Here is a 22762-nt window from a genome sequence, read left to right as displayed (position 1 = left end):
GGGCACCGGGCCGCAATCAGGGCTTCTCGGCCATGCGGTTGGTCGCGCCGCACTATGGCGGACCAACCGCACGGCTGGGTCCGGCCACGATCCACGGGGTCATGCAACGACCGCGCGACCGTTGGGCGTAGCGGAGCCTCGTCCAACACTCTGAATTGCTGGCCTACGAATCGAGTCACAAGATCACCGCCGAAGCCTCGTAGCCTAGTCCTCGCAGAGACTAGTCTCAGACAGGAGACTAAGTCTAGACAAGTTGCGTAGCGAAGTTCTGGCCACCGTTTCGTTGTGGCATGCTGACTCGGTGCCAAACTGGCCTACTTTGAGACGCAGGCGCTTAGCCCGCGAGCTGAGCAACTTGCGTGAGACCATCGACATGACGATCGAGGAAGCTGCGGCAAGCGCAGGTATCTCACCGTCCCACCTGTCGCGGGTTGAGCGTGCGCTGGTCGGCGTCCGCGTACCGGCGGTGCGGGCGTTACTGACGACGTACGGCGCAAACGCTTCGATGGCCGCTAGCTTGGTAGAACTCGCTCAGACAGCTACGCAGCGTGGCTGGTGGCATCGATACGCGGGGAGCATCCCCGACAAGTACGCGACCTACATCGGGTTCGAGTCCGATGCGTCGCGCATATGGAACTTCGAGGTAATCTCGATTCCAGGATTGATGCAGACCGAGCGCTACACCCGTTCAATCCTCCAGGGCGGCGTCGCTCGACTTGGAGAGGAGGAGATCGAACGACGGGTTGAGGTTCGCATGCGCCGGCAAGCGCTCCTTCATCGCGAGAACCCTCCGGCACTGTGGGTCGTTCTTGATGAGGCGGCGATCCGTCGGCAGGTTGGCGGAGCCGAGACGATGGCCGAGCAGATGGACCATCTCGTGACCACCGCAAGTCTGCCGCACGTTGACGTCCAGGTGGTTCCGTTCGCAGCGGGCGCGCACCCTGGTACGCCCGGCGCGTTCGTAGTGCTGGGCTTCGCAGACCCCGCCGATCGGGACGTCGTCTATATCGAGACCATGGCCGGCGATCTCTATCCTGAGGTTGACGCCGATGTCCGGGGAGCGATGCAAGCCTTTGACCGGCTGAGGGCGATGGCACTCAGCCCGGATGACTCGGCGTCATTGATTCGGGATGCTGCAAAGGAGTTCGCGTGATCGACTTTAGCCGTGCAACGTGGCGAAAGAGCACAAAGTCCCAACAAAGCGGCCAATGTGTTGAGTTGGCAAAAGTGGATGGCGCTATTGGCGTCCGGGACTCCAAGGAGCCGAACGGCCCCATATTGGTGTTCACGGTCGAAGAAATCGCCGCATTCTTCGACGGCGCCGCTCACGGCGAGTTCGACGATCTTCTCTAGAGCCCGCTCCAACGCGTAGCTCCGGACGCCCGGCCCAGTTCTGTCACCACGCCGGGCGCCCTCGCCACACTCACATGCGCAACCTTGCTGATTGGGTCACAGATCGTCAAACTCGCCCTTGATCGCGCCCGCGATGAACGCACGCCATTCCGAGTGCGTGAACGCCAGCATCGGGCCGTCAGGGTTCTTAGAGTCCCGCACGGCAACACCGTCGGGTAGAGGCGCAACCTCCACACAGTCACCGTTGAGGCTCCCACTGCTCTTGCGCCACACCAGGCGTTCAGACACGTCCGACATGTTGACTCCCTTCGCTGCGTTGGGACCGAGACTGCCACAAGGCGGCGCCGACGACTAGTCTTCAAGCTCGACTAGACTTGATCGGCAGGTGGCGACAGAACGGGATAAGCCGATGCAGATGGACGAGTTGCAGCGCATGCTAAGCAAGGTCAAGCGGACAGTGTTCCGTCTCGAAACGCTGAACTCCTACAGCGCTCCAGGCGAGGCGGAGATGCTGCGCACCTTCAACGATGGGCACCCGTTGCCACCACGTAGCCCTGACACGGATCCATGGCTTCGCATGGTGGCCGACAGCGTGCAAGCTGGCAGACGCTGGAGCAGGGTTCATGTGCTGGACCGACCGCTGTCAGACTATCTTCGTTTCGAACTCTTGGGCTATCAGGGGAACGTCCTGGCCGGCGAGGACGTCCGCATCGCCGACCGGGCTGACGGACCCGAGGCACTGGGTGTCCTTAGGAACGACTTCTGGTTGCTCGACGATGAAGTGGCGGTGGTCATGGAGTACGACGGAGACGGCCGACGCCTGTCCATGGAGTCGATCAGTGATGTAGGCGGCTTTGTCAACCAACGCGATATCGCGATAGAAAACTCTGTCCCACTCCTGGACTACATCCCATCGGTCCAGGATGAGTTGCGTAGAGCCTGGTGAGTCCGGCGGCGGACGACCGAGTCGCGCTCGCGTCCCGACTGCGTGAACTCCGAGAAGACGCGGGTCTGTCGACCACGCGGCTGGCCGCGGAACTGAATTGGTCGCAGTCCAAGGTTTCCAAGATTGAGAACCGTCGCACCAAGCCTTCCGTCGCTGATGTCCAAGCATGGGTGACCGCTACGGGCGCCTCGGACGAGGTCGCTGCAGAGCTGATAGACGTCGCGGAGTCCATCCAAGTGGCGTCCATCATCTGGGACAAAACGCTAAGCGGCGGGCGAGCTGCGCATCAACGGAACATCGCACGTGTTCTTGCCGACGCTACGCGCATGCAGGTGTTCCAGAATGCGGCGGTGCCCGGCCTCCTTCAAACCGCCGAGTATGCCCGTAGCGTGCTGACCCTCGCCGACGTTTTAGGTGTCGGCGACACGGCACGCGCAGCAGCGGCACGAATTGAACGGCAGGCAGCACTCTACGAAAAGGGCCGACGGTTCGACTTCCTCATCTCTGAGGCCGCCCTGCGATTCCGCCCGGTGTCGTTCGATGCGCTCGCTGCGCAATACGACAAGATCCTTTCCGTCTCCACGCTACCCGGGGTGAACGTCGCAGTCATGCCGACTGGCGCGCCGCCGTCGACCGTCCACGCGCACTCCTTCGTGATCTACACGCTGCCCGACGGATCCCAGATGGCGACGATTGAGACCTACACCCGCGAGCTGACACTGACCGACCCCGAGGAGATCAACGTCTACTCCCGGGTGTATGAGGCGCTGTTGGCGGACTCGGCAACCGACGCACGGGCTCGTGAACTACTGAGCGGCTTGCGGACCGAAGCCATGAAGGCAGCACGACGCGGGACAGATCTATGACGGCAGAGCCGCGTACATGGGCGAGGTACGAAATGCCATCATCGTCTGGAGCGCAGACGCGGTGATTAGCGTCGGTGGCTCTTGGGGCACACTCAGCGAGGTGACCCTGGCCATGCGCCGTGGTGACGTGCCAGTGATAGCGCTTGGCGGCTGGCGGGTCGTCGGAGCGGACGGCACGGCGGTACCCGGCATCCGCCATGTGGGCACACCGGAAGAGGCAATTGCCGAAGCGCTCGGGTCCTGAACCGACAATCACCGTCTGGAATCGTCGAGTCTGATTTGACACCAGCAATTGTTAAAGCGATTCCGGTCCTTGCCGGCCGAGGCCGGCGGGAGCGCGGTGCGTAGTGGTCGTTGACCCGAATAGGAACATTCTGACCGTGTCCTGATGCCGAGACCTTCGCAATCTGTCCATCTTTCATTTCGAGGAATCGCGGAAATGAAAAGGGCCCAGCGTGCGCAGGTTGGCGGGCAAGGGTGAACCCCGGCCCGCACCTACGTTGCTATTCTTTTTCCTGATCAGCGACGTGGTCGCTGGCGCGTACTCCTAGCACGCGAACAGTCGTGCTCAGCTTGATGGGCAAATCTTCATCACCTTTGAGAAACGGCTGAATGTCGACGGTTCTGTGCAGGCTCCAGCCAGGGCCGTATGCCTGCTGCCGTTCGTGGCCCGAGACCCAGTACCGGTGATCCGGCTTTGCGCGCGTTCGCCCACTTGCTACATCCGTTCGTCTTGGACCCGATGTGGCGCTGCGGGGTTTGATCTGGACGATGCGGACTTCGGGTGCAGGGCGTCTACTGCGCTGATATGCCCTGGTGGTGCCCTTTGACAGCTTCGCCGAGACCGCTTCGGCCATCTGCTGATTGATCAGGAGCCACGTTGTGGCGAGCGGCCCCAGCGGATGGCTGCCGTCGAGCGGGGCTCTACGCGGAAGGTGTTCGGCGTGGGTGGGGAGCAGCCATCCGATCTCGTGGCGTAGGGCGGGCATCAAGTCGTCGTCGAGGGCGCTGCCAATGGTGCGGTAGCCGATGACCTGCCAACCGTCGGCGTGGGACGTCCATGAGACGGCGGCGAGGTGCCCGGTGCTGCCGACTGGTCCGGGCCAGGCGATCAACCCTGCGGATGAGGGCACAAGTTCGTCGGTGATCCTGGCGGTGGGCTGATCACTGCTGATGGTGTTGACCAGCTCGGTGAACTCGTCGTTGATCCAGTACATGGGCGCGAGGTCGAGCTGGCTGGCCAGGTCCTGGCGCTGCCCGGGATCGTTGATGGGTCCGGGGAGGTCCGCTGTGCTGCGGAGCAACCCGCTGAACCGGTCCCGGATCTTCGGCAGCATCTCGGCGGTGATCCGCGCGGCTGGCCACTTCGTGGTAGTCAGCAGCGTGCGGCCTTCGCGTCCCAAGATGATGCCGCGGTACAACAGGTCGAGCTGCGTGTACTCGTCACTGCCGGCGTGCCATCCCACGATGGCTGCACACCGAGCTGTGAGGGCGTGGATGTCGTCGGCTTCGATGTGCTGAGCGCACCGGTAGCAGACGTGCCACTGATCGTTGTAGGTCCGGAGGGCACCGGCGTCGAGCGCCAGGAATTGGATGAGACCGGTCCGGTAGTTCCAGACCGGTAGCTCGTCGGTGCAGGTGTGGCACCGGTTGAAGGGCCGCCGGACCTGGCCGGCGTCCACGGGGACCACCTCGTGCGCCGCTTCGACGACGGGGTGACGGTATTCGACCTGGCCGCCGTAGCGGTGCTCGGTGAGGACTCTGCGGCAGGTGGCGCAGGCCATGAGGGTCGTGAGGTTCATTCGCCGCTTCCGTTCTGGTCGCGGCGCCGGTCGCGCAGGCGGGACCCTCGGCGGGGGCGGTTGCCGGGCATCGTCATGCCGGGCTGGTGGAAGACGTGCCGGTTCCCGCCCTGCTTCTTGGCGTGGTACATGGCCAGGTCGGCGTGGTGCAGGGCGACGCCTTCCAGCGGGTCGGTGCTGGAGGCGACGGCGATGCCGAGGCTCGCGGTGATCGCGACGGTGACTGGGCCGCTGTCGGCGCGGACGTCTATCGGCTCGGCGATGACGGCGGTGAATTGCTCGGCGATGCGGGCGAGCCGGGTCGCGCCCAGGGGCATGATGGCGGCGAACTCGTCGCCGGAGAGCCGTGCGGCGTGCCCGCCGTGGAGTTTGGCGAGTTGCCCGATCCGGTCGGCGGTTGCCTTGAGCAGGTCGTCTCCGGCGTTGTGGCTATGGGCGTCGTTGATCTCTTTGAACAGGTCGAGGTCGATGAGGAGGGCGACGATCTGCCGGGGCTCGGCGGACGCGGCGGTGGCGGTGTGGATGGTGCGTAGGCCCTTGCGGTTGTGCAGGCCGGTGAGCGGGTCGTGGGTCAGTTGCCAGACGGCGTCGGCCAGCTCGGCGCGCAGCCGGGCGATGATGGGCCGGGTTGCTCTGTGGCTGATCAGGAAGCCGATGGCGGCTCCGAGCGTGGCCGCCACGAGGGTGGCGATCACGAGGGGTGTGGTGAACACTGGGTTCCTCCATCTCTGGTGGAGAAGCCCGGGACGCGCGTTGTCTAGGCGAGGCGTCCCGGGCTCTGGATACGACGACGGCCCGCCATCGGCGGGCCGTTTTTCGTGCTTCGGGCCGCAAGGTGCGCGGCCTGGGATCAGGTGGTTTCGGGGGTCGCGATCGTGCCGTCGAGGCTCCAGGTGGCGTCGACGCGTGCCGGGTACCGTCCGGCGGAGCTCTCGATGCCGGGGTACGGGGACTGGTAGGGCTCGTCGGTGCGGGGCCGCCGGCCGATGACATGGGTGGAGCCGCGCGGGGTTCCCTTGGGCCGCAGCTCGTGGCGCTCGGACAGCACCCTGACGTAGTCGATGTCGGAGGCGTAGGGCACGTAGATGCCGTCGCGGATGGTGCCGCCGAGCCGGTCGCAGCAGGCCACCGTGACGGGGTACCAGCCGGTCAGGGCGACGGTGACGGTGTGGCCGCAGGCCAGGTCGAACTCGAACACGCACAGCCGGTACAGATCCTCGCCGTCATCGGCCGAGCTGGCGGGCGCGGTCGGCGCGCAAGACTGGCAGATCGGTCCGAGATCCGGCTGGTAGCCACCGTCGCATTCCTCGCAGACGATGCGCAGGCAGGCGCGGCATTCACCGGAGGCGACGTCGTTGAGGTCGGTGCCGCAGAAGCCGCAGTCGCCGGTCAGACAGGCGTCGGTGTGCTGCCCCGGGCGGTGCTGGTGGCACGGGTGGTCATGCATGACGACCCTCGTTCAGGTGGTCGTAGACGGTCGTGGCGGTCAGCGCCTGACCGGTGCGGTTGTCGGGGCTGGGGATGGTTCGCCAGCCGGTGAACTCGCACGCCAGGAACGTGGTGGTCTCCTCGCGGTTGATGCCGATGACGTCCCCGGCCGACAGCGAACGCCGCCCCAGCAGCCGGTAGGTGCAGGCGAGCAGGAAGTCCAGCTCGCCACCGTCGGCCTGCCCGCGACGGCCCTGCAGGGCGTCGAGGTCGGCATTGAACACGTGGAACGCCCAATCGGCGATGTCCTCCGGGCTGGTCTCGGCGGGCAGGTGCCGCCAGTGGGACAGGACCTTGGTGAGGGCATGGCCGGGCTCGTACGGGAAGAACCGGCTGTCGGTGTTGTGGTAGACGGCGATGTAGAACAGCGTCATGACCGAGCCTTTCGCTGAGGTCTGAGGGGAACTCATGCTTCGGCCGCCGACGAGGTAAGGGCGGCTTGGAGGTGGCGCAAACCACGGCGTTCTAGGTCGCGGACTGCTTCGGTACTGCGGTCCATGAGCCGGGCGGCGGCGTCGCGGGGGTAACCGTCGAGGTAGCGCAGCTGGATCGCGCGGCGCTGCGCGGCGGTCAGCCGTGCCATCGCGTGGGCGAAGGTGATCCGGCCGAGCCGGACAGGCGTTCCATCGCCAACCTGAACTGAAGGAGCAGGCTGGTGGTCGCGGACGGCGTACGCGGCGCGGACGTAGCGGCGGCGCGACCAGTCATGCTGGTTGCACGCCTTCGCGGCATGCCAGATGAACCAGCCGCGTACGTCGAGCAGCGCGGCGGACAGGTCCGCCAGAGCACCGGTGAACGTCTCCTGCACGAGGTCCGGGATGGCGTCGCGGTCGCGGCCCCGCAAGCGAACGGCCACGTAGCTGGTGACCGGCTCCCGGAAGGTGAGGTAGAGCTCCGCGAAGGCGTCGCGGTCACCCTGCTGGGCGCGATCGAGCAGCGCCAGGATCTCCGGGGCGACTTCCGGCGTCCGGCGGCGTGAAGACACGGCGGCGTAGCGGCATGGCGTACCAGGGTCTTGGTACGGCATGGGACTCCTCCGTCCATGAGGGATGGAATCCGGGCACGCCGATCGGCCGTGCCCGGAGGATGCGCGGGGTTCGCGCGCTCGGCCGGGCACGGCCGAAGTTGTGGTACGGGAGGGGTTATGTGGGGCTCAACCGGGTCATTCGCGGTGGCGCCGACGGTTGTCGGGCTCACGGCGGTAGACGCCCTGGTTGATCATGTCCTCCTCCAGGCGCTCGACCAGGTCGTCCGGGATCACCGCGTACGGCTCGACGGCGGCCACGATGACGTCGGTGTCGAGGACCTGCTCCAACAGACCGAGTTGGACGAAGTCCGGCGAGGTGCCGGGGTCAGTGTCCGGATCGAAGCCGAAGTCGGCGACGGTGCAGAACAGGGTGCGGTGGGGGTTCCAGCCGACCTGGATGGTGTAGCGCTCGCAGCCGGGCTTGGGAGAGAGGGAGTACAGACTCATCGGTGGTCCCTTCGGGAAGACGGCGCAGGCGGGTGTGCTGGCTACTGCTCAAGGCGGCGCAGCAGCAGGTGGGCCTCTTTGAGATGCGCGGCGAGGAGTTCGCTGTTGACGCCGGCGATGCTGAGGCTGTCGGTGACGGCTCCTAGCAGCTCGGCCGGGACGTCGGCGACGCCGGGATACGCTCGGGCGTAAGCGTTCGAAGCGATGCGCTGAATCGTCTGCGTCAGGTGCGCCTGCATCAGGTTGAGACCGCAGATCAGCCGGGCTACCTCGGTGAGGTCGTGGCACCTGGTGTGGTGTCTCATGGTGTCGCCGAGGTAGTCGGCGGCGAGCAGGGCCACGTGCGTCGCGGCGACGGTGCGGGCCGGGTCGCCGGGGAAACGGTGGCTGAGCAGGTCAGCGAGTCGGGCGATGACGGCCTGGCCGTCCTTGCCGAGCTTGGGGGCGTCGGGGAGCTGGGTGAACCAGTCGGTGTCGGGCAGGTACCAGCCGGGTTTGAGCATGTCGTCCTCCTGCGGACAGCAAGAAGGCGGCCACCAGGTGGTGACCGCCGGAGAAAAAGGGGTGTGGGTTACCGCGCCTTGGCCGCGCGGGCGGAAGGCGTCAGCGGTATGGGTGCCAGATCCGAGGATGGCGGCGGCGGCCGACCGTGAAGGTGGGCGCGATGCCGTCGCGCAGGGCAGGGATGAGGACACAAAGGAAAAGAAGGAGAACCCTCAGCGTATGGGGCTGACGGGTCCGGATACCGGGCTGTCAGATCCGCCGGTCTGGCACGACCTGACAGCCCGAAGCCCCGCATCGCCTGTCAGGTCCCGCCGCTCGAGCGTGACCCGGCCGGGACCCGGCGAAGTCCCGCTCGTCGGGACTTCCCGTAGCCGGCGGTCCCGCTGCACGACCGAGGACTACCGGTCCCGACTCCGGGACTCATCTGACGGCCCTTCGGTGGTCCCGCTCCCGCGTTGCACCTGCACAGCTGGGCCCGCATGCTGCGTGACGGCAGCCCACGCAGCCGCCCTCGTCACGAAGGCACGGTCCGCACCTGCCTCACCGTCGCGGCCGACGCCGCACCGTTCTGGCCGCACCGTGACCACCTGCGCGAAGTCACCCGCGACGACGTCATCGCCCACCTCACCACGCTGCAGGGCCGACGCCGTGAGACAGCCGCGACCGCCCTGCGAGGGCTGTTCCGATGGACCAAAACCAGCAAGATGATCTTCCGGAATCCGATCCGCGGCTTCCGCGGCTTCCGTGGCATCAAGGTGCCCGATCCGATCTGGCCACTGCTCGAACCGGACGACGTCGCCGCCAGCGTCACCGCCGCCACCACCGTCCAGGCTCGGCTGTGTGTGGTGCTTGCCGCCGTCCATGCCGCCCGGCCCGACCAGATCCGCGCGATGCACCTCGACGACGTCGACATCGCCGACCGCCGGATAACCATCGCCGCCAACAGCCGCCCGCTGGACGAGCTCACCGCCCAAATGCTGCTCGACTGGCTCACCTACCGTCGCGAACGCTAGCCCCGCACCGCCAACCGGCACGTGCTGATCAGCTTTGCCAGTGCGCTGGGACACGGCCCGGTCAGCGCCACCTGGCTGCTGAATCTACGTGGCCTGCCCGGCACTCTCGAACGGCTGCGCATCGACCACCAGCTTGAAGAAGCCGTCGCCACCGGCGCGGATCCGCTGCACCTGGCCGCCGTCTTCGGATTCAGCGACGGCACCGCCATCCGCTGGGCCCTCAACGCACGACAACTCATCGGTGATCCTCACGCGACCCGCCTCCCCGAGTCGCCGTGAACCCCAGCATCCGCACGGCATGATGTCCCCTCAGAGGGTGTTCCGGGAGGCTATGTCCGTTCTGAGCTGAGGGTGAATAGGCCGGGTTGGCTTTCGGTCAGGATCTGTCGGTTGACCAGGCGTTTCAGCTTGGCGCGGATGCCTTCGGTGTCTTTGGGTTCGGTGCCGATGCCCAGGGCGAGGCAGACGTCTTTCGCGCGTAGGGCGCCGCGGTCGGCAGAGAAGACGGCGAGAATCTGCTGGTAGGGCTCGCTGATGACGGCCGGCTCGGGGGCAATCACCTCGTGTTCGAGGATCTTGGTGAGGGTGTGGCGGGTGGTCGTCAGGTCGGCCAGTTCACACTCGATGCCGGCCGCCTCGGCGGCGAGCTTGGACTGCTGCTCACGTAACTGCTCGAGAGCAGACCGCGCGGCCGTTTCACGGGCGGCGATCAGGTCGAGAATGGTCGTGGTGTTCACGCCCGTTCACCGCCAGGACGGTGTGCTGGTACCCGTCAGCCGGCGCACGAGGTTGGCTGCCGAGGCCCACAGAGTGCGCGACACCGACGACTCCGGGCGGCTTTCGTACTCGCGGACCAGACGCCGGTGCAACATCAACGTGCCGTTGACCTGCTCGACCACCCACCGCTTCGCGACAGGCACGAACCCCGGCTTGGTGTCGGAGCGTTTGACCACCTCGACGTCGATGTCCAACAGGGCTCCGTGGATGGCCAGGTCGTGCTTGAACCCTGCATCCACCCACGCCCGGGTGACGGTCGGGGTGTGCTCGACGACCTTGTCGAGCAGACGGACACCGATCACGGTGTCGGTGACCGACGCCGCGGTCACGACCACCGCGATGATCAGACCGAGTGCATCCACCGCGAGTCCTCGCTTGCGGCCGGGCACCTTCTTCCCGGCGTCCTTACCGGTGGTGGCGGCCGGGACGTGGTTCGCGGCGCGGATCGACTGCGTGTCCAAGACGATCGCGGACGGATCCTCACGGCGGCCGGCTTTCTCCCGGGCCTGGCAGCGCAGCAGATCATGAATGGCCTGGTCGGTACCGTCGTCACGCCACAACGCGAAGTAGTAGTACGTCGCGGACTTCGGCGGCAGGTCATGCGGCAGATACGCCCACTGACACCCGGTCCGGTTCTGATAGAAGATCGAGTTCAAGATCTCCCGCAACGAGTAGCGGCCCTGATGCCCCGACACCGACGGATGCTTTGCTTTCCACGCGTCCAGGAACGGGCCCACCACCGCCCACTGCTCGTCGGTGAGGTCGCTGGGATACGCCTTCCGTTCGCCCATGACCAGCTCAACCAGCATGCCCACCGATCAGACATCAGCCCGGCTCGAAGGTCACGACATCGAGCGATGACGAACTACGGAAACCTCACAAACCACCCTCTCAGGACACCCGGATTCGCCGCACGAATGCTTGGGTTCAGCCAAACTCCTGGAACATTAGGTACGGCGTAGGACCAGGACATCCTCGTGGGCGATGAGGTGGACTGGGACGCCTTCGGAGCGGGCGCGGCGGACCGCCATGAGCGCGAACATCGACGCTCGGTGCACGATTTGCCCGTCGCGGACGGCGGCGAGCATGGCCGCGCACCGCTGGACCGGGACCAGCCCGACTGACTGTGCAACGGCGATGAGTTCACCAGGCAGGTCGATGAGGTCGTCGCATTGGCGGCGTACCGGCCGGCAGGTGATCACCACGGTCCCGCCCGGACGCAACAGTGCGTATGAGGCGGTCAAGATCGCTGCGAACCCGTCGAGCAAGCGGGACCATCCCGCGTAGGCGAGGTTGCCGCGCTCGCGGTCCCCATAGAGGTGGTCCCGCTTGCGTACCCCGGTACTGTCCGCCCGCACGAGTCCGTGAGTCCCGCGTCCGTACGGCGGTGAGGTGAGCACCAACCCGACCCGGCCGACCGCAGACGCAGGCACCAGATCGAGCAGCTGGGTGGCGTCACCGTTGAGAGCCTTCGCCGCGCCGGCCGCGCCTTGAGACGCGGCGAGGGCGACGTTGTCGGCGGCCAAGGCGGCGTAGCGGGGTTCGATGTCGATCCCGATCGCCTCCCGGCCCAGGTGCATCGCTTCGACCAGCGTGGTGCCGGAGCCACACATCGGGTCAAACACCAGATCACCGGGTGCGGTGAACGACGAGATGGCATGGGCGGCCAGGTTCGGCAGCATCTTGCCGGGGTGGCTGGAGGTTTGCGGGACGTAGCGGCCCCGGCGTTGCTCCCGGGCGAGTGTCTGGCAGGTCAGCCAGACCGACGTGACCGGCATGGTGGAGTTGTCAGCCATCGTTCTTTCCGTTCTCCGATGCGCTGCGGGTCAGAATCAGCACGTCGGTGTGGATGTCGAGAGAGATCTGCTGGCCCCGCACCGGTGTCCGGTCAGCTGCCACGATGTGCTGCAAGTACGCCAGCCCGGCCGCTTTCGCGGCGAAGATGACGTCCACCGGCAGCACGACGTCGCCGTGCGGCAGCAACACCGCGACGCAGCCCCCCGGGAACAGGCTGGTGCAGCACCGGGTGAAAAACTCGTCCGGGTCGTCGGCGGGCCACCCGCTGACGATCAGGGACGCCTGCTGCCAGCCCCATCCGAACGGACGAGGGTCTTGAAGGTGGCTGCGGCGGCGGGCAGCGATGATCGCGCGGGCCAGGTGCGGCCCGGCGGTGAGATCGACGATCAGGTCGGCCGGGTGGGTGAAGTTGTGGACCAGCCGCACGCCCATCGCGTTGGACATGGTGTCGCCGACGGTGGGGGCGGGTACCGGCCAGACGGTGATCGGCACGGGCGGGTCGCCGGACACCATGTCCCCCACGGGGACCGGTGCGGGGTGGCGGATGTTGTCGGTCATGGGCACGGTGGCCCCCGGACCGGTGGGCGCACTGACGATGCACAGATCGGCGTTGTCAGGCCGATCGAACCCGGCCCCGCCCTGACAGGACCGGTCAGCACGGCCGGTCAGACAGACCCGTGAACATGGCAAACCTGTCCGGATCGGTCACGACCTGTCTCGGTCCGACAATCGCTTCTGGTGTCAGACCGGACTGTCCCAATCGGAGCTCTCGGTTCTTCGCACCAGGCGGAGGCGCTGCTTCGACGGGACAACATCATGACAACCACCGCATTGACCGCCGCCGAGAAGGCATTCGACCTACTGACTTGCGAGCCCGCGCCGTTGGCCTTCGACTGTCGGCCAGTGCCGGGCCTTCCGGACACCATCATGCCGCTCAACAAGCTGCGCGAGATGCTGGTGTTCGAGCGCTACGACGCCGACACCACCGACGGTCTGTGGAGCCAACTCGCCCGCCACGCCCGCGAATGGGGGCCAGCCTGGGTGGTCGGCGCGATCGGTGTCGCCCTTCCGGCGCTGACCCACTTCGCGGCCAAGATCAGCCGCGGCTACCCCCGGCTGGCCGACGACGTCGATTCCGAGATCTTGGCCGCGTTCCTGCTCGCCCTGCGCACTGCTGACCTGCAAGCCCCTCGGTTGTGGCTGCGGCTGTGCTGGGCGGCCTGGCGCGCCGGGCTCGCTGTGATCAAAGACGACGAGGGCGAGGAACTGCCGCTGGATCTGTCCACCGGTTCCCGGACACCGCGGATGCCGTACGGGCACCCGGACCTGTTGCTCGGCCGGGCCGCCGCCGCCGGCCTGATCACTGACGAGAACGCCGAGTTGATCAGTGCGACCCGCTTCGGGGACACGCTGATCGAGCAACTCGCCGCCGAGCAAGGTGTGACCCCTGCATCTTTGCGAATGCGCCGCCGCCGCGCCGAGCGGGCCGTGGCCGCCGCCGTCACCCGCGGCGAATTGAGCGGAGTTGTACTGGACGCAACATTCGTCGGGGACAGAGCTGTGGAAGCACACCGGAACGGTGTTCTCAGCTTGCCACCGTCGCGGGTGCGGGCAACGGCGCGACTCGCCGGTTGACCTGCTGTGATGGCTTTGTCGTGCTATCTAGTCTAGTGCAAACGCGGCCGTCAGCGAAAGGCACCGCACACCTGCTGCTCACCCAACTCGGACGCGGAGAGGTACCGCTCACCCACGAAGCCCTCGACACACTCAACACCCCCGGCAACGGCGGCACCGCCAACCACCTCGACGCCATCCTCACCGCCAACGGCGTCCTCCGACCCCGGGACCTGGAACTGGCCCGCCTCGAACGGGCCATCCCCGCCACCCTCGCCACGATCACCGACAACGAGCACCGCAAGATCCTCCGCGGCTACGCCACCTGGGACCTACTACGCCGAGCCCGCACCACCTCCATGAACAGCCCGCTGACCCCGGGGGCCCGGCACGCCGCCGGTGAACGCCTCAACACGGCCACCCACCTGCTCGACTGGCTACGCGAGCGCGGGCAGGACCTCGCCGCCTGCCGACAGCCGGACCTGGACGCCTACCTCACCGCGCACCCCACCCGCCGTCACAACCTTCACGGCTTCCTCACCTGGGCGCACCGCACCCGCCGCAGCCGCAAGCTGACCATCACCGAGGGACCGAACCCGCTGCCCAAAACACCGGCCGCCGACGACGACCAGCGGTGGAACCTAGCCCACATGCTGCTGCACGAGCCCGGCTACACGCCCGCCGACCGGGTCGCCGGACTGCTGGTCCTGCTGTTCGGGCAACGCCCGCACCGCATCAGCCGACTCGGCATCGACACCACAACCGGCCAGGTCACCATCACCCTCGGCACCAGCCCGATCAAGCTGCCCGAGTCCCTCGCCGGCCACGTCACCACTCTCCTCGCCACCCGCCGCGCCCGGGTCGCCAAACGAATCACCGACCCCGGCCCCTGGCTGTTCCCCAGCCACACCCCGACCGGCCGGCCCTGCCCGCCACCATCACCCACCGGCTCCAACGCCTCGGAATCCAGCCCAGCAACTACCGCGCCGCAGCCCTGCTCCACCTGGCCGGCGAGATGCCCCCGCCGTCCTCGGCGACCTCCTCGGACTTGGCCGCACCACTGTCCAAGACTGGTCCACCCTCGCCGGGCGATCCTGGGCGGACTACGTTGCTGGCCGCCTACCGCAGACTCAGCCGAACCCGACCAACTGGACGCCGTGAAGCCGAGAAACTACGTCGAGATCCCGCCCTGACAATCACGCCGCCGCTAACCGAACCGCACGGTTTCGGCAGGCCGAACTGATCCGGCTGCATACAGCGCACCCACGCCTTCCGTCCTGATTCACTCTCAGACCGCGGCGAGCGCACCGTGGCGGTCCCCGGTTGGCACCAACCACCCTGCCGGGCAGCGTCTCTTGCGTCCGGATGGAAGCCTGAAAGGCGACCTACGGCATGGAGGTGTGGCCGTGTCCCCACATGAGGACAACCCTGATCCGACGCTTGAGGCAATCAAAAAGATCATCGAGACACTGAACGGGGAACAGCTGGAGAAACTCGAAGGAACGCTCCACGAGGTGACTGAGTCCGAATCTCTTGCCGGACCGGGCGCATGTCCGGCACCTGCCCAGGACGACGCAGGGCTCTGGAACCAAGAGGTCCGGTCATTTATCGATCGTATTGGGTGTATTCTTCCGGATCCCGTAGACCGCCCAGTAGGCGGATCACCCGCAGCCGACGAGGCGATGACCTTCTGCAAGGCGTTGGCACACCTTGCCTCGGGCCTGGTCATACTCGCCAACGTGGTTACCGGGCCGATCAGCCTGGCCATTCAGCAAGTCGCGAAGCAGCTTCAGGCGCCACTGGTCGCCACGGGTGTGGAGCTTGCCCTCGCTGCGGCGAAGGAGTTGGCCGGCGGGGAACTGAAAGCCGAAGTGACCGGGCAACTCAGTGCGGAGGCGATCCTAAGTTTCGTCCCTTCTGGATCGCACGAACTCAAGGCCACCGCATTCCTTCTGCGACTCACCGGGGTGGTCGCGTGCATCGCGGCAGGTGTCCGACCGATAACGCAATGCCCCTGTTGTCCGGACGGGCTGTCCGACACGGGATCCGGTCTCCTCGGAGCATAGAAGGGCACCCGGCCGGACCCGATCTCGCCAGATCCTGCAAGCGATCTGGCGACGCTGTAGAGCTATTAGCTCAAGCAGGGCAAAACGGACAGAGACTGCCAAGAGGCTAGTTCGCCACCTTCTGATACCGCTCGTTCCCAGTTATCTGTCCGGCCCTCGACGCGGACTCCACAGCAGCCTCGACGGCCAGGTCGCCGCATAGCTGCTTCGTGCCAGCAGAACGACAGGGCCGCACCGGCATCCCCGCCGGTGCGGCCCTTTCTCTGTTCGCGGTCAGTCCGACCGATGCCCGCCCAAGGAGTTGCTGACCGGATCGGTCAGGGCGTGACAGGTCGAGGCCGAGTTCGATCGGCCTGACAGCCCGGATCTGGGCGGTGCATGTCATCCACGACATGCCCGCCCGACGGGGACCACCGTGCGGCGAGGCAAATGGTCCGGCATGGCTGGCGCGGCGCACTGACACCGCAACCTTTCGCCACCTGCGAGGAGGAGCGCCCCCACCGGACCTGTCCTGCCTTTGCCCGGTCCCCGCCGCGGCGGCCCGCAGAACTCCTGTGGAGCGTCGCGCATGTTCACGACTCTGTCTGTTCTCTCCGAACTTGCCGCTACGGCTGCTGTGCAGCCGCTGGCGGCTCCCAACCCGAAGCCCATCCCACAAGTGATCGACGGTCTCACCGGCTGGATCATGGGCATCATCGCGCTGGTCGCGACGCTGTTTCTGACCGTCGGCAGCCTGCGCTACATGTCCGCCGGAGGCGACCCAGCCCAGGTCGAGCAGGCCAAAGGCAACTTCAAGTCCGCCCTGATCGGTTACGCCCTGGCCGTCTTGTCCCCTGTGATCCTGCAGGCGTTGCAGGGCATCATCGGCGGCTGATCGATCATGACTGACTGGTTGATGGACGGCCTGGTCAGCTGGCTCGCGGAGAGGGTCATCGACCTTCTCGGCGGGCTGCTGACGTTGCTGGCCTCGTCGCTGTTCGTATCGCCGGACGTCACCGTCCTGCCGCAGGTGCAGTCGATCGCCGACAAGAGCGCACTGATCGTCAACGCCTGCTTCATCCTCGCCATCATCGCCGTCGGCATTGCCACCATGACCGGCGACTCGATCCAGCTGCGCTACGGCATCAAGGAGCTGATCCCGCGATTGGTCGTCGGGTTCGTCCTGTCCGCGTTCTCGGTGCCGCTGACCGGCCAGCTGATCACTATCGCCAACGCCCTGACGGTGTCGATGACCGGCACGACCGCGCCGACCACCGAGACAATCAATTTTGTTGAAACGCGCATCAGCGCGGCGTTGTCCGACCAAGGGTCCGCACTGCTGGTGGCCATCATCGGGCTGCTGATCGTCGTGCTGATGTTCATGCTCGTCGGGACCTGGCTCGCGCGTCTCGGCGTGCTGCTCATCCTCGCCGGAATCGCACCCGTAGCGTTGGCCTGCTACGCCACCCCGTGGACGCAGGGCGCAGCTGAGCTGTGGTGGCGTACCACACTCGGGGCTCTGGCCACACCCGTGTTGCAAGCCGTCGGTTTCACCACGGGCATCGATCTGCTGATCAACCCGGACTCGAACCTGCCGATCCTGCTCGGCCTGCCGGGTTCGGACACCCTGAACCTGCTGCTGGTCGTCGGGGTGCTCTGGGTCACCGTCCGGATCCCGTCGATGATGCGCCGATTTGTGACCGGCCGGGGAGCCCCGAACATCGGTGGTGTCCTCCTGCGGGCCGTGTTCATCCAGGGCGTCACCCGCCACGTGCCGCTGCTGCGGGGTGCGCGATGACCAACGAGGACACCACCCCACACGCCGTGGTTCCGTCCAACGTCAACGAGCCGGACCGGATCGCCTTCGGGCTGACCTTCCGGCAGCTCGCCATCATCGGCGGCACCGGCCTGGCCGGGTTCGGCTGCTACCGCACCTATGGGCCGGTGCTTCCGGCGCCGGTGTGGCTCGTCGCCGGGATCGTCGTGTTCGCCGTCGCCGTGGTCGTCGCGATCGGCCGACGCGACGGCCTACCTCTGGATGCGTGGCTGCGCCACGGGTTCGCCTTGTCGCGCAGCCCACGCACTCTCGCCCCCGGCACGGCGCGGGCCAGCTCGGTCGCGGTCGTGGCCGGCAAACCGAGAATCCCGGCCCCGTTGCGCTCACCGGTCACGAGCATCAGCGGTGCCGGGGTGCTCACCAGCGAGGGCCGAGCCAAGGTGCTGATCGCCTGCGGCACCACCAACATCCACCTGCGCACCGGCAGCGAGCAGAGCGCGCTGCTGGACGGGTTCGGCCGGTTCCTCAACAGCCTGACCGGCCCGGCGCAACTGCTCGTCGCGGCGCAGCGCCACGACCTGAGCACGTACGCGCAGACGACGGCCGACTTCGCGCCGCGGCTGCCGCATCCAGCGCTGCAGAGCGCCGCAGAAGGCTACGCCGCGTTCCTGGTCGATCTCGACGCCGAGCGGGACCCGCTGCGCCGCCAGGTCCTCGCCGTCGTCACCGGCGAACACGCGGGCGATGCCGCGGTCCGGGCCTTGTCCGGCCTCGGCGTCGAGGCCGCCGCGCTGGACGGCCCGGCCGTCGCGGCGGCCCTGGCCGCCGCGGTCGACCCGTTCTCTCCTCCGGTGCCCGGTCCCCGCGCGGTGCCCGGCGCCCCGATCACCGTTCGGAGCAATCCATGAAGGTACTGAGGTCCACGAAGACCGTCACGGCCGCACAGGGCATGCCAGGTCCGGCCGCGCTGTCGGTCAGCCCCGCTTATGTGCAGGTCGGCGATGGATACACCGCGACGTTCGTCGTGTGCGGTTACCCGGCCGAGGTCGGCCCGGCCTGGCTCGACCCGCTGCTGTCCTACCCCGGCCGTGTCGCCGTCGCCGTCCACATCACCCCGGTCGCCCCGCAGTTGGCCGCGCCGATGCTCAAACGCCAGCGCGCCCGTCTGGAGTCGTCGCGTCGTCTGGACGCCGACTCCGGCCGCCTCGGCGATCCGATGACCGAGGCGGCGGCCTCCGATGCCGCCGATCTGGCCGAGCGGGTGGCCCGCGGCGCGGCGAAGCTGTTCGACACCGGTATCTACGTCACCATCCATGCCCGCACGCTGGACGAGCTGGCCACGGTCACCGCCGGGGTGAAGTCGGCCGCCGCATCGGTGTTGCTGGACCTGCAGCCGGCGACGTTCCGTCACCAGCAGGGCTGGATTGCCACCCTGCCGGTCGGTGTGGATCCGCTGCGACAGCGCCGCATCCTCGACACCACCGCCCTCGCCGCGGCGTTCCCGCTCGCCTCGGCCGACCTGTCGGCCCCGGTACCCGGTGTCGTGCCCGCACCCGATGGCGTCCTGTACGGGGTGAACACCACCAGCAACGGAGTGCTGCTGTGGAATCGGTGGGCGCAGGACAACCACAACAGTGTGGTCCTGGCCCGCTCCGGGGCGGGCAAGTCGTATTTCGTCAAGCTGGAAGTTCTGCGCAACCTGTACCAGGACACCACGGTGTCGGTCATCGATCCGGAAGATGAGTACACCCCGCTCGCTGAGCACGTCGGAGGCACGGTCGTCCAGCTCGGTGTGCCCGGGGTGCGGGTCAACCCGTTCGATCTGCCCGCTGACGACCGGCCAGACACGCTGACCCGGCGCGGTCTGTTCCTGCACACCTTGATCTCGGTCATGCTCGGGGTGACGCCGCCGCCGGCTGAACGAGCCGCATTGGACCGGGCTATCACCGGCACCTACGCCCATGCCGGGATCACCGGTGATCCGGCTACCTGGAGCAAACCCGCGCCGCTGCTGCGCGACCTCGCCGCCACCCTGGCCGTGGACGACGACCCGGCCGCCACGCAGCTCGCCGCCCGGCTCGCCCCGTGGACGGGCGGGAACTTCGCCAGCCTGTTCGACGGCCCCACCACCACCGCACCGGACAGCCACCTCGTGGTCTGGTCGCTGCGGCACCTGCCCGACGAGCTCCGCACGGTGGGCACGCTGCTGGCCCTGGATGCGATCTGGTCGAGCATCGACGCACCGATCTCTCGGGGGCGCCGGCGGCGGCAGCTCGTCGTGGTTGACGAAGCGTGGCTGCTGATGCGCGACGGCGAAGGCGCCCGGTTCCTGTTTCGCATGTCCAAGGCCGCCCGTAAACGATCCGCCGGGCTGTGCGTGGTCACTCAGGACGCCGCTGATGTGCTGTCGACCGATCTCGGCCTGGCGGTCGTGTCCAACGCTGCGACGCAGGTACTGATGCGCCAATCGGCGCAATCCATCAAGGCGGTGAAAGAGGCGTTCAACCTGACCGACGGGGAAGCCCGGCTGTTGCTGTCGGCGCCGCGGGGCGAGGGCCTGCTCGTCGCGGGCCGCTCCCGGATCCCGTTTCGCAGCGTCAGCTCGGCCGCCGAACACACCATCGCCGTCACCGGGATCGGCGAGGTGGACCAGTGACCGCCGCCCCGACGTGGCCCGCCGACCTCGGGCACTGGGTCATCGCCCGGCCGTGGCTCGCGCTGGTGGCCGCCACCGTGGTCGTGGCAGGGGTTTTCGGCAACGACCAGTTCCTTGCTTGGCGGCATCGCCGGTTCGTCACCGGCGCCAGGTGGGTGACCATCGCCGCGCCGCCGGAGGTGACGGCTGAGGGCGCCGCCGCGTTCTGGACGACCCTGGCCGGGGTGCTCGCGCCCTCGGTGTGGCGGCGCAGACTTTACGGCTATCCGCACGTCGGCTGGGAGTACACGTGGACCGGCCGCGCGCTGTCGATCCGGGTGTGGGTGCCGGGCACCGTGCCGCCCGGCGCGGTGGAAGCCGCGATCCGGGCGGCGTGGCCCGCTGCCACCATGACCACGGAGGACGCCGACGCACCGATTCCGGCGACGGTCGGTGAGCAGGCGGGCGAGGCGCACTGGCCGCAGCATCCGGATGTGCTGCCGCTGCGGGTCGAGCACGACGCGGACCCGTTGCGGGCGCTGCTGGCCGCCGGGGCTGAGGTGTGGCACCGCGAGTACGCGTGTGTGCAAGTCCTGGCCCGGCCCGCGTCGGCCCGCCGGATACGGGCGGCCCGCCGGGCGGCGGCCACGACGGGTAGCCACCCGCACGGGCGGCCCGATCCGGCGACCCGCGCCGCCGCCGGGGCGGCCCGGCTGGTGATCGAGCCGTTGCTGTGGCTGCTCGAGGTTTTCCTGCCCGGCCCGTCGCGGTCGACCACGGCTGCTCGACCTGTCTCCCGATCGGAGGTCCGGGATCCGGTCGCCGGAGCCGAGGCCCGCGCGGTGGTGGACAAGGCGGTACGGGTGCCGCATTTCGAGATCGCGGTCCGGTTCGCCGTCGCGGCGCAGCCGGACAAGCACTCGCCCACGCCGGAACGGGCCACGCAGATTCAGCGGCGGCTTGCCGGGCTGGGTCATACGATCGCCTCGGCCGCCGCCGCGTACACCGGCCCGAACCGGCTGCGCCGGATGAAGATGCCGCACCCGGTCGCCGCCCTCGCCGGGCGGCGGCTGCGGCGTGGGTTCCTGGCCACCGTGCCGGAACTCGCGGTCCTCGCGGCGCTGCCGCAGGATCTGGCGGTGCCGGGTCTGGACCGGGCCCGGGCCAAGGCGGTGCCGGCGCCGGTGCAGGTACCGGCCGGCGGCCGTGGAGTGAAGCTGCTGGGCCGCTCGCAGGTCGGCCATCACAGCGTCGGCCTGAACGTCGTCGACGCGCGGCAGCACATGCACATCGTCGGCAAGACCGGCGTCGGCAAGTCGACGCTGCTGCTGAACCTGATCCTCGGAGACATCAAAGCCGGACGCGGGACCGTGGTCATCGACCCACGGGGAGACCTGATCAACGACATCCTCGACCGGCTCCCGGCTTCCTATGCCGGCAAGATCGTCATCATCGATCCGGACCAGGAGAACCCCGGTTGTTTCAACCCGCTCGACGATCAGGGCGATCCGCACCTCGCGGTGGACAACCTGGTCGGGATCTTCGCGAAGATTTTCCAGGGCCAGTGGGGGCCGCGCATGGACGACACCATGCGCGTCGCCTGTTTGACGTTGATGCGCCACGCCAAGCCAACGTTGAGTCTGGTGCCGTCGTTGTTGCAGGACCGGCAGTTCCGGGGCCGGTTCACCCAGGGCCTGGACGATCCGGACGGGCTCGGCGGGTTCTGGATGTGGTACGACGGCATCAACGAAGCCTTCCGCGGTCAGGTCATCGCGCCGGTCCTGGCTCGGCTTCGGGCGTTCCTGCTGCGCGATTTCGTCAAGAGCGTGATCGGCAACGCCCATTCGTCGTTCGACATGGGCAAGGTCCTCGACGGTGGGGTGCTGCTGTGCCGGCTACCGAAAGGGCAGCTCGGTGAGGAGACCAGCCGGATCCTCGGCTCGCTGATCGTGGCCCGGGTGTGGCAGGCCGCCATCGCCCGCGCCGCGATTCCGGAGGACGAGCGTAGGGACGCCTGTCTCTATATCGATGAGGTGCACAACTATCTGACGCTGCCTGGAAGCGTTGGCGACATGTTGGCCGAGGCACGTGGCTACCGGCTCGGCATGGCCTTCGCCCACCAGGACCTCGCCCAGCTCCCGAAGGATGTCGCCGCGGCGATCTCGGCCAACGCCCGCTCGAAGGTCGTGTTCAACGTCGACCCGGCCGACGCGCGAGAGCTGTCGCGGCACACCAAACCCGAGGTGGACGAGCACGACCTCGCCCATCTTGACGTGTTCACGGCCACGGCCCGGCTGCTGGTCGGTAACCGGGAACTCCCCGCGTTCACGTTCGTCACCAACCCACCCGCCCCGGCGGACGGGGACCCGACCGCGATCCGGCTCGCGTGTGCCGCCGCGAACACTCCCGCCGGGCAAGAGCCGCCGATGCAGCAGCTTGCCCGGACGGCGATGAAGCGGCGCATGGCCGACCGGGACCGCTGACAACCGGCCGCGTTCGGGGGCTCGTCTGGGTGCGGCATCGGGGGCTCGTTTGGGGGTGTCGGCGACACGAGGCCCCAGACGAGCCCCCTGCCCGTCGCCTGTCAGGTGTCTGAGCTGGCCAAACCTGCCTGACGGCCATCCTGATTCCAAGATCCACACATCCAGACTCCCTACAGGGTGTCCTTCTC

At 67.6% G+C, this 22762-nt stretch carries 26 protein-coding genes and 1 pseudogene; 15 read left to right on the top strand and 12 right to left on the bottom strand.

Going from position 1 to position 22762, the window contains the following annotated elements; translation table 11 throughout:
- Positions 1-301 precede the first annotated feature (301 nt).
- Positions 302-1153 carry a helix-turn-helix domain-containing protein gene (locus LXN57_RS12020; RefSeq protein WP_285904617.1) on the top strand — a complete coding sequence of 284 codons (852 nt, stop codon included), beginning with the start codon at positions 302-304 and terminating at the stop codon, positions 1151-1153.
- Complete coding sequence (locus LXN57_RS12015) at positions 1150-1353, top strand: DUF397 domain-containing protein (protein WP_251798131.1); 204 nt, start codon at positions 1150-1152, stop codon at positions 1351-1353. The genes LXN57_RS12020 and LXN57_RS12015 overlap by 4 nt, the downstream gene beginning before the upstream one ends.
- Before the next feature lie 96 nt (positions 1354-1449).
- Here LXN57_RS12015 and LXN57_RS12010 read toward each other — a convergent pair whose 3' ends face one another.
- Positions 1450-1650, bottom strand: coding sequence for a DUF397 domain-containing protein (locus tag LXN57_RS12010; protein WP_251798130.1), 201 nt, complete (start codon positions 1648-1650; stop codon positions 1450-1452).
- Positions 1651-1762: 112 nt separating this feature from the next.
- On the opposite strand from LXN57_RS12010, the gene LXN57_RS12005 reads away from it, so the two are divergent.
- The 3 genes and pseudogenes from LXN57_RS12005 to LXN57_RS11995 form a co-directional block, all read left to right on the top strand.
- Complete coding sequence (locus tag LXN57_RS12005) at positions 1763-2299, top strand: DUF6879 family protein (RefSeq protein WP_251798129.1); 537 nt, start codon at positions 1763-1765, stop codon at positions 2297-2299.
- Positions 2296-3165, top strand: a complete 870-nt coding sequence (locus LXN57_RS12000; RefSeq protein WP_251798128.1) for a helix-turn-helix domain-containing protein — start codon at positions 2296-2298, stop codon at positions 3163-3165. Before LXN57_RS12005 ends, LXN57_RS12000 begins: the two co-directional genes overlap by 4 nt.
- A 16-nt stretch (positions 3166-3181) precedes the next feature.
- Positions 3182-3409: pseudogene (locus LXN57_RS11995) on the top strand (SLOG cluster 4 domain-containing protein); the annotation flags it as partial.
- A gap of 259 nt (positions 3410-3668) precedes the next feature.
- Here LXN57_RS11995 and LXN57_RS11990 read toward each other — a convergent pair.
- From LXN57_RS11990 to LXN57_RS11960, 7 genes are all read right to left on the bottom strand, one after another.
- On the bottom strand, positions 3669-4967 hold the full coding sequence (locus LXN57_RS11990; RefSeq protein WP_251798126.1) for a hypothetical protein: 1299 nt from the start codon (positions 4965-4967) through the stop codon (positions 3669-3671).
- Positions 4964-5680, bottom strand: a complete 717-nt coding sequence (locus LXN57_RS11985) for a GGDEF domain-containing protein (RefSeq protein ID WP_251798125.1) — start codon at positions 5678-5680, stop codon at positions 4964-4966. Before LXN57_RS11985 ends, LXN57_RS11990 begins: the two co-directional genes overlap by 4 nt.
- A gap of 137 nt (positions 5681-5817) precedes the next feature.
- Entirely contained in the window at positions 5818-6414 is a 597-nt protein-coding gene (locus tag LXN57_RS11980; protein ID WP_251798124.1) for a hypothetical protein, read from the bottom strand.
- Positions 6407-6829 carry a hypothetical protein gene (locus LXN57_RS11975; RefSeq protein ID WP_251798123.1) on the bottom strand — a complete coding sequence of 141 codons (423 nt, stop codon included), beginning with the start codon at positions 6827-6829 and terminating at the stop codon, positions 6407-6409. Before LXN57_RS11975 ends, LXN57_RS11980 begins: the two co-directional genes overlap by 8 nt.
- A 32-nt stretch (positions 6830-6861) precedes the next feature.
- The gene (locus tag LXN57_RS11970; protein WP_251798122.1) at positions 6862-7482 is read right to left on the bottom strand and encodes an RNA polymerase sigma factor; all 621 of its coding nucleotides are present in this window, start codon (positions 7480-7482) and stop codon (positions 6862-6864) included.
- Between the two features lie 135 nt (positions 7483-7617).
- Positions 7618-7929 carry a hypothetical protein gene (locus LXN57_RS11965; protein WP_251798121.1) on the bottom strand — a complete coding sequence of 104 codons (312 nt, stop codon included), beginning with the start codon at positions 7927-7929 and terminating at the stop codon, positions 7618-7620.
- Between the two features lie 41 nt (positions 7930-7970).
- The gene (locus tag LXN57_RS11960) at positions 7971-8432 is read right to left on the bottom strand and encodes a hypothetical protein (RefSeq protein ID WP_251798120.1); all 462 of its coding nucleotides are present in this window, start codon (positions 8430-8432) and stop codon (positions 7971-7973) included.
- 480 nt (positions 8433-8912) lie between these two features.
- On the opposite strand from LXN57_RS11960, the gene LXN57_RS11955 reads away from it, so the two are divergent.
- Both LXN57_RS11955 and LXN57_RS11950 read left to right on the top strand, forming a co-directional pair.
- Positions 8913-9446, top strand: coding sequence for a hypothetical protein (locus tag LXN57_RS11955; protein ID WP_251798119.1), 534 nt, complete (start codon positions 8913-8915; stop codon positions 9444-9446).
- 21 nt (positions 9447-9467) lie between these two features.
- Positions 9468-9725: a hypothetical protein gene (locus LXN57_RS11950; RefSeq protein WP_251798118.1), complete on the top strand. Its 258-nt coding sequence runs from the start codon at positions 9468-9470 to the stop codon at positions 9723-9725.
- A 50-nt stretch (positions 9726-9775) separates the two neighbouring features.
- Here LXN57_RS11950 and LXN57_RS11945 read toward each other — a convergent pair whose 3' ends face one another.
- The 4 genes from LXN57_RS11945 to LXN57_RS11930 form a co-directional block, all read right to left on the bottom strand.
- Positions 9776-10183 (bottom strand): hypothetical protein, encoded by a 408-nt coding sequence (locus tag LXN57_RS11945; protein WP_251798117.1) that lies wholly within the window; start codon positions 10181-10183, stop codon positions 9776-9778.
- A gap of 6 nt (positions 10184-10189) precedes the next feature.
- Positions 10190-11014, bottom strand: a complete 825-nt coding sequence (locus LXN57_RS11940; protein ID WP_308206613.1) for an IS5 family transposase — start codon at positions 11012-11014, stop codon at positions 10190-10192.
- 156 nt (positions 11015-11170) lie between these two features.
- Positions 11171-12019: a TRM11 family SAM-dependent methyltransferase gene (locus LXN57_RS11935; RefSeq protein ID WP_251798116.1), complete on the bottom strand. Its 849-nt coding sequence runs from the start codon at positions 12017-12019 to the stop codon at positions 11171-11173.
- Positions 12012-12578 (bottom strand): hypothetical protein, encoded by a 567-nt coding sequence (locus LXN57_RS11930; RefSeq protein WP_251798115.1) that lies wholly within the window; start codon positions 12576-12578, stop codon positions 12012-12014. Before LXN57_RS11930 ends, LXN57_RS11935 begins: the two co-directional genes overlap by 8 nt.
- 345 nt (positions 12579-12923) lie before the next feature.
- Between LXN57_RS11930 and LXN57_RS11925 the strand changes: the two genes are divergently transcribed.
- The 8 genes from LXN57_RS11925 to LXN57_RS11890 all read left to right on the top strand — a co-directional run bounded on the left by LXN57_RS11925 (position 12924) and on the right by LXN57_RS11890 (position 22574).
- Positions 12924-13655, top strand: a complete 732-nt coding sequence (locus LXN57_RS11925; protein ID WP_251798114.1) for a hypothetical protein — start codon at positions 12924-12926, stop codon at positions 13653-13655.
- 35 nt (positions 13656-13690) lie between these two features.
- The gene (locus LXN57_RS11920; protein WP_251798113.1) at positions 13691-14827 is read left to right on the top strand and encodes a hypothetical protein; all 1137 of its coding nucleotides are present in this window, start codon (positions 13691-13693) and stop codon (positions 14825-14827) included.
- 213 nt (positions 14828-15040) lie between these two features.
- Complete coding sequence (locus LXN57_RS11915; RefSeq protein WP_251798112.1) at positions 15041-15700, top strand: hypothetical protein; 660 nt, start codon at positions 15041-15043, stop codon at positions 15698-15700.
- A gap of 568 nt (positions 15701-16268) precedes the next feature.
- On the top strand, positions 16269-16574 hold the full coding sequence (locus tag LXN57_RS11910) for a pilin (RefSeq protein ID WP_251798111.1): 306 nt from the start codon (positions 16269-16271) through the stop codon (positions 16572-16574).
- A gap of 6 nt (positions 16575-16580) precedes the next feature.
- Complete coding sequence (locus LXN57_RS11905; RefSeq protein WP_251798110.1) at positions 16581-17477, top strand: conjugal transfer protein TrbL family protein; 897 nt, start codon at positions 16581-16583, stop codon at positions 17475-17477.
- Complete coding sequence (locus tag LXN57_RS11900) at positions 17474-18364, top strand: PrgI family protein (RefSeq protein WP_251798109.1); 891 nt, start codon at positions 17474-17476, stop codon at positions 18362-18364. The genes LXN57_RS11905 and LXN57_RS11900 overlap by 4 nt, the downstream gene beginning before the upstream one ends.
- Positions 18361-20112 (top strand): VirB4 family type IV secretion system protein, encoded by a 1752-nt coding sequence (locus tag LXN57_RS11895; protein ID WP_251798108.1) that lies wholly within the window; start codon positions 18361-18363, stop codon positions 20110-20112. The genes LXN57_RS11900 and LXN57_RS11895 overlap by 4 nt, the downstream gene beginning before the upstream one ends.
- The gene (locus LXN57_RS11890; RefSeq protein ID WP_251798107.1) at positions 20109-22574 is read left to right on the top strand and encodes a type IV secretion system DNA-binding domain-containing protein; all 2466 of its coding nucleotides are present in this window, start codon (positions 20109-20111) and stop codon (positions 22572-22574) included. The genes LXN57_RS11895 and LXN57_RS11890 overlap by 4 nt, the downstream gene beginning before the upstream one ends.
- Positions 22575-22762: the final 188 nt, after the last annotated feature.

Origin of the sequence: Paractinoplanes hotanensis, from assembly GCF_023717965.1 — a bacterium.
Taxonomy (GTDB): Bacteria; Actinomycetota; Actinomycetes; order Mycobacteriales; family Micromonosporaceae; genus Actinoplanes; species Actinoplanes polyasparticus.
This window is presented reverse-complemented; position numbering and strand designations above follow the sequence as displayed.